This is a genomic window from Pseudomonas tehranensis, assembly GCF_014268615.1.
In the GTDB taxonomy this organism is placed as follows: Bacteria; Pseudomonadota; Gammaproteobacteria; order Pseudomonadales; family Pseudomonadaceae; genus Aquipseudomonas; species Aquipseudomonas tehranensis.
Window position 1 is genome coordinate 1 of record NZ_JABWQV010000313.1, and the last position, 5,018, is coordinate 5,018.

At 58.0% G+C, this 5,018-nt stretch carries 5 protein-coding genes; 1 reads left to right on the forward strand and 4 read right to left on the reverse strand.

The window, feature by feature from the left end; genetic code table 11:
- Positions 1–30: 30 nt before the first annotated feature.
- The 4 genes from HU811_RS24745 to dctP all read right to left on the reverse strand — a co-directional run bounded on the left by HU811_RS24745 (position 31) and on the right by dctP (position 4,107).
- Positions 31–1,026, reverse strand: coding sequence for a TRAP transporter substrate-binding protein (locus HU811_RS24745; RefSeq protein ID WP_092402436.1), 996 nt, complete (start codon positions 1,024–1,026; stop codon positions 31–33).
- A 106-nt stretch (positions 1,027–1,132) separates the two neighbouring features.
- The gene (gene dctM / locus HU811_RS24750; protein ID WP_186658618.1) at positions 1,133–2,416 is read right to left on the reverse strand and encodes a C4-dicarboxylate TRAP transporter large permease protein DctM; all 1,284 of its coding nucleotides are present in this window, start codon (positions 2,414–2,416) and stop codon (positions 1,133–1,135) included.
- A complete protein-coding gene (locus HU811_RS24755) occupies positions 2,413–3,045 on the reverse strand; it encodes a TRAP transporter small permease (protein ID WP_092402432.1) in 633 nt (210 codons plus the stop codon). Before HU811_RS24755 ends, dctM begins: the two co-directional genes overlap by 4 nt.
- A 66-nt stretch (positions 3,046–3,111) precedes the next feature.
- On the reverse strand, positions 3,112–4,107 hold the full coding sequence (dctP, locus tag HU811_RS24760) for a C4-dicarboxylate TRAP substrate-binding protein DctP (RefSeq protein ID WP_092402430.1): 996 nt from the start codon (positions 4,105–4,107) through the stop codon (positions 3,112–3,114).
- 447 nt (positions 4,108–4,554) lie between these two features.
- Between dctP and HU811_RS24765 the strand changes: the two genes are divergently transcribed.
- Positions 4,555–4,926, forward strand: coding sequence for a PH domain-containing protein (locus tag HU811_RS24765; protein ID WP_186658620.1), 372 nt, complete (start codon positions 4,555–4,557; stop codon positions 4,924–4,926).
- Positions 4,927–5,018 lie beyond the last annotated feature (92 nt).

The following is a 5,018-nucleotide window of genomic DNA, read 5'->3' on the forward strand; positions in this document are numbered from 1 at the left end:
TCGCCACAGGGTGCACTGGGCTTTGCTGCATCACTGCGCCTGGTTGGACGCTTCAGCGGCTTTAATTAAATCCGGTCCAATCTCTTTTTCGAACTTGGCCCACACCGGTTTCATACTGTCGCGCCAGGCGTTGCGCTGCTGGGGCGTGAGGCTAATGATCTCGGTGGTCCCGGCGTCGAGGATGAACTGCTTGTCCTGCTGGTTCAGTCGGTCCGCCTCACTGTTTGCATAGGCGGTGGCCTCGGTCACGATCTTGTCCAGTTCGGTACGGATATCCGGCGGCAGGCCATTCCAGAAGTCGGACGAGGCGATCAGCATGTAGTCGAGAATGCCGTGGTTGGATTCGGTGATGTACTTCTGCACCTGATGCTGTTTCTGGTTGTAGAAGTTTGAGTAGGTGTTTTCCGTACCGTTGACCAAGCCGGTGCGCAGGCCTTGGTACACCACAGAGAAAATCATCGGTTGGGGCTTGGCGCCCACCGCCTTGAATTGTTCTTCCAGCACGGCCGAGCTCTGTACCCGAAACTTCAGGCCACGGGCATCCTCGGGTACACGCAGGGGTTTGTTGGCCGACAACTGCTTCATGCCGTTGTGCCAATAAGCCAGCCCCGTGATGTTTTTGCTTTCCATGGATTTGAGCAGTTTCTGGCCTTCCGGGCTCTGCTGGAAGCGGTCCACTGCAGCAATGTCGTTGAACAGAAACGGCAAGTCGAACAGCTGCACGGATCGGGTGTACTGATCGAACTTGGCCAGCGAGCGCGCAATGATCTGCACGTCACCCAGCAGCAGCGCTTCCATCTCCTTGTCATCGCCAAACAACGTGGAGTTGGGATACACCTCGACCTTCACCCGGCCTGGCAATCGTTCATCCGCCAGTTTCTTGAACATCAACGCGCCCTGGCCCTTGGGCGTTTGCTCGGCCACAACATGGGAAAACTTGATCACGATCGGTTCAGCCGCCATGGCTGAGCCCAGCAGGCTGAAGCTCAAGGTACAGACGAGCGCTTTGCAAAGAGGTTTTAGCATGGTGAGGCTTCCCTTTTATTGGTCGACGGTGCGACACGCAGGCTTAGCCCGACAGCGCAGGGGCGAGGGAGCAAATGCCCTCGCCACTGCGCATGTCTTGACCGGGCTAGTTCATCCCCAGCCAGTTCGGCAAAGCCAGCGAGATCCATGGCACATAGGTAATCAGCATCAGGAATGCTAGCAGGATCATCAGCCATGGCATGGCTGCGCGGATGGTGGCGGGCAGCGACATGCCGGTCACCGCCGAGGTGACGAACAGGTTCAGCCCCACCGGAGGCGTGATCAAACCAATCTCCAGGTTCACCACCATGATGATGCCCAGGTGGATCGGGTCGATGCCCAGTTGCATGGCGATAGGGAACAGGATCGGCGCCAGGATCAGGATGATCGCCGAAGGCTCCATGAACGCACCGGCAATCAGCAGCACGATGTTCACCACCAGCAGGAAGGTCACCGGCGTCAGCCCGGCCTCGATCACCCAAGCGGTGATTTGCTGCGGCAGTTGCTCGGTGGTCAGCACATGGGCGAACAGCATGGCGTTGGCGATGATGAACATCAGCATGATGCTCAGCTTGGCCGATTCGAGCAGCACCTTGGGCGTCTCACGGAACGTGAGGTCCTTGTAGACGAACAGTGCGATGAAAGCCGAATACACCGCCGCAACGGCAGCCGCTTCAGTGGGGGTGAACATCCCGGAGTAAATCCCGCCGAGGATGATCACCATCAGCAGCAGACCCCAGAGGGCCTTGCGCGCCGTGGACAGCCATTCACGGAACGTCGCCCGAGGCAGTGCCGGCAGGTTTTTCTTCACGGCAACGATGTAGATCGCCACCATCAACGATAACCCCAACAGCAAGCCCGGGATCACCCCGGCCATGAACAGCTTGCCCACCGAGGTTTCGGTCGCAGCGGCGTACACCACCATCACGATCGACGGCGGAATCAGGATGCCCAAGGTCCCGGCGTTGCAGACGATGCCGGCGCCGAACGCCTGTGGATAACCCGAGCGCACCATACCGGCAATGGCAATGGAGCCGACTGCCGCTACCGTCGCAGGGCTTGAACCCGACAACGCTGCAAACAGCATGCACGCCAGCACTGCGGCAATCGCCAGACCGCCACGGATGTGGCCGACGCAAGCGTTGGCAAAGTCGATCAACCGTCGCGCCACACCGCCGGTGGTCATGAACGCACCGGCCAGCAGGAAGAACGGAATCGCCAGCAGCGTGTAGTGCTCAGAGGTTTCGAACAGCTTGATCGCCAGGGAGCGCACCGAGTCCGGGCTGAAGTAAATGATCGTCAGCGAACCGGCCAGTCCCAACGAAATGGCGATGGGCACGCCGATAAACATCAGCACGAACAGCGCGATGAACAGGAAGGCAATGGTCATGGCTTGTCTTCCTCGTGTTCGGTCAGTTTGATGGCTTCGGCTGCTTCATCGGCCAGGCCCAGGCCGGTCTGACGATTCATCAGGATGCGCACGAGAATTTCCGCGAAACGGATAAACACCAACGCAAAACCCACCGGCACGATCAGGCCGATGTGCCATTGCATGATGCCGAAGTGGCCCAGGTCCTCTGCGCCGATCTCAGCGATCATCAGGGTGTTGATCCACTCAAAACTGGCAACGGCCAGCAGCCCGGCGTAGGTCAGGCAGCACAGGCAAGCGATGACGCCGATAATGCGTTGTACCGGCTTGCTCGCCAGTTTCACCAGCGCATCCACGCCGATGTGTCCGGCCGTGCGCACGCCGTACGACAAACCAAAAAAGATCAGCCAGCCAAACAGCGCCTTGGTCAACGAGCTGCTCCAGGTCATGGCCTGGGCCATACCCATGATGCTGTCGCCAATGGCGAACGCCGGCGTGCTGGCGGCAGGCCAGTTGTCGCCGAGGCTGTAGAAAACGGTGTAGAGGTTGTTGAGTACCACGTAGACGAAAGTAACCAGCGTCATGGCGGCCAGAAGAAAGGCAATGAAACCTTCCTCGAAGTGTTCCCAGATGCGCCGAAGGGCGTTCATGGATGACATCTCCTGCAGGGGGGACGACAGGCCGGCGCTGCCAAGGCGGCAGCACCGGCCAACCCATTACTGAGCCTTGTTGGAGGCTTCGGCGGCTTTGATCAGATCAGCACCGATGTCACCTTCAAACTTCTTCCACACCGGCTTCATCTTGTCGCGCCACTCGCCGCGTTCTTCAGGCGTGAGGGTGATGATCTCGGTGGTCTTGGCATCGACGATCTTCTGCTTGGCGTCCTGGTTCAGTTGCTCGGCTTCCTTGTTCACCTGAGCCGTGACTTCCTTGATGATCTTGTCCAGTTCAGTACGAACCTCTGGTTCCAGGCCGTTCCAGAACTTGGTGTTGGTGATCAGCATGTAGTCGAGTACACCGTGGTTGGACTCGGTGATGTACTTCTGCACTTCATGCATTTTCTGGCTGTAGATGTTCGAGTACGGGTTTTCCGCACCGTTGACCACGCCAGTCTGCAGGCCTTGGTACACCTCGGCGAAACTCATTTTGCGCGGGTTGGCGTTCACCGCCTTGAACTGTTCTTCCAGCACGGCCGAGGCCTGCACACGGAACTTCAGACCACGGGCATCCTTGGGTTCACGCAGCGGCTTGTTGGCCGACAACTGCTTCATGCCGTTGTGCCAATAGGCCAGGCCGGTGATGTTCTTGCTTTCCATGGACTTGAGCAGCTTCTGGCCTTCAGGGCTCAGCTGGAAGCGGTCCACGGCGGAGATGTCATCGAACAGAAACGGCAAGTCGAACAGTTGCACAGACTTGGTGTAGTGCTCGAACTTGGCCAGCGACGGCGCAATCATCTGCACGTCACCCAGCAGCAGCGCTTCCATTTCCTTGCCATCGCCGAACAGCGAGGAGTTGGGGTACACCTCAACCTTCACTTTGCCTGGCAGACGCTCTTCCACGAGCTTCTTGAACAGCAGCGCGCCCTGGCCCTTGGGCGTTTGTTCGGCGACTACGTGGGAGAACTTGATGACGACAGGATCCGCCGCCATGGCCGTGCTCAACGCACTGAGAGCCAGCGTACAGGCGAGCGCTTTCCAGATAGGTTTGAACATTGTGGGGTTTCCTCTTTGTTTTTGTATTTATCGTGCGGGCTCATTCAAAACACAGCGCACGGCGGACAGTTGCAAGTCTAGGCAGAAAAACAGTTTGCCGGGGGATTGTGACGGTCAGTACGGGAAAAATCGCGAGTATTGGCTAACGCCTCAAAAGGGTGCGTTAGAGCCTTCCAGGGCTGGGGCGACAACCATCGGGACCGAAACAGGGCGAAAGGTTTCAGCCTGCAACCGTAACGAGGGTCAGGAAACCATAAAAGCGAAATAATGGCTACTGGCCTGTTCGCTTGCCTCGAACCTGATGGCGGGGGATTTAGCCGGGTGAGCGGACGAAATGGCCGGCCGCGGCCTTGTGACGGCATCCCGAGCTGCGCCAGAATCCCTACGCCCGTCTCTACATGGGCCCAGGAAGCCTGGAACGCTGTTCAACCCCATAAGGATTTACGGATGATCGACTTCAACAACAAAGGCTTCTTCAAGCTCAAGCAAAACGACGAGTACGCCGAACGCGTAACAGCCCTGCTGCTGGAGGGCGAACAGGTCATCGACGCCTATAAGTCCATGCGCGACGGCGTAGTCTTCACCAACAAACGCATCATCGCGGTGAACGTGCAAGGCATCACCGGCAGCAAAAAGGACTTCACCTCTCTGCCTTATAAAAACATCGTGGCCTACTCGGTAGAAACCTCCGGCACCTTCGACCTGGATTCGGAACTGGAGATTTACTTTTCATCCCTGGGCAAGGTGAAGTTCGAATTCACCGGCAAGACGGGCATTGTTGAAATCTCGAGGCTGATCTCCAGGCATCTTTTGGCTTGATGTCAGTGTGAGCAACCTAGCTCGCCATGATGGCGGCACATTCAGCATCACCGTCTCAGGCAGACCGCTTTCGCGAGCAGGCTCGCTCCCAC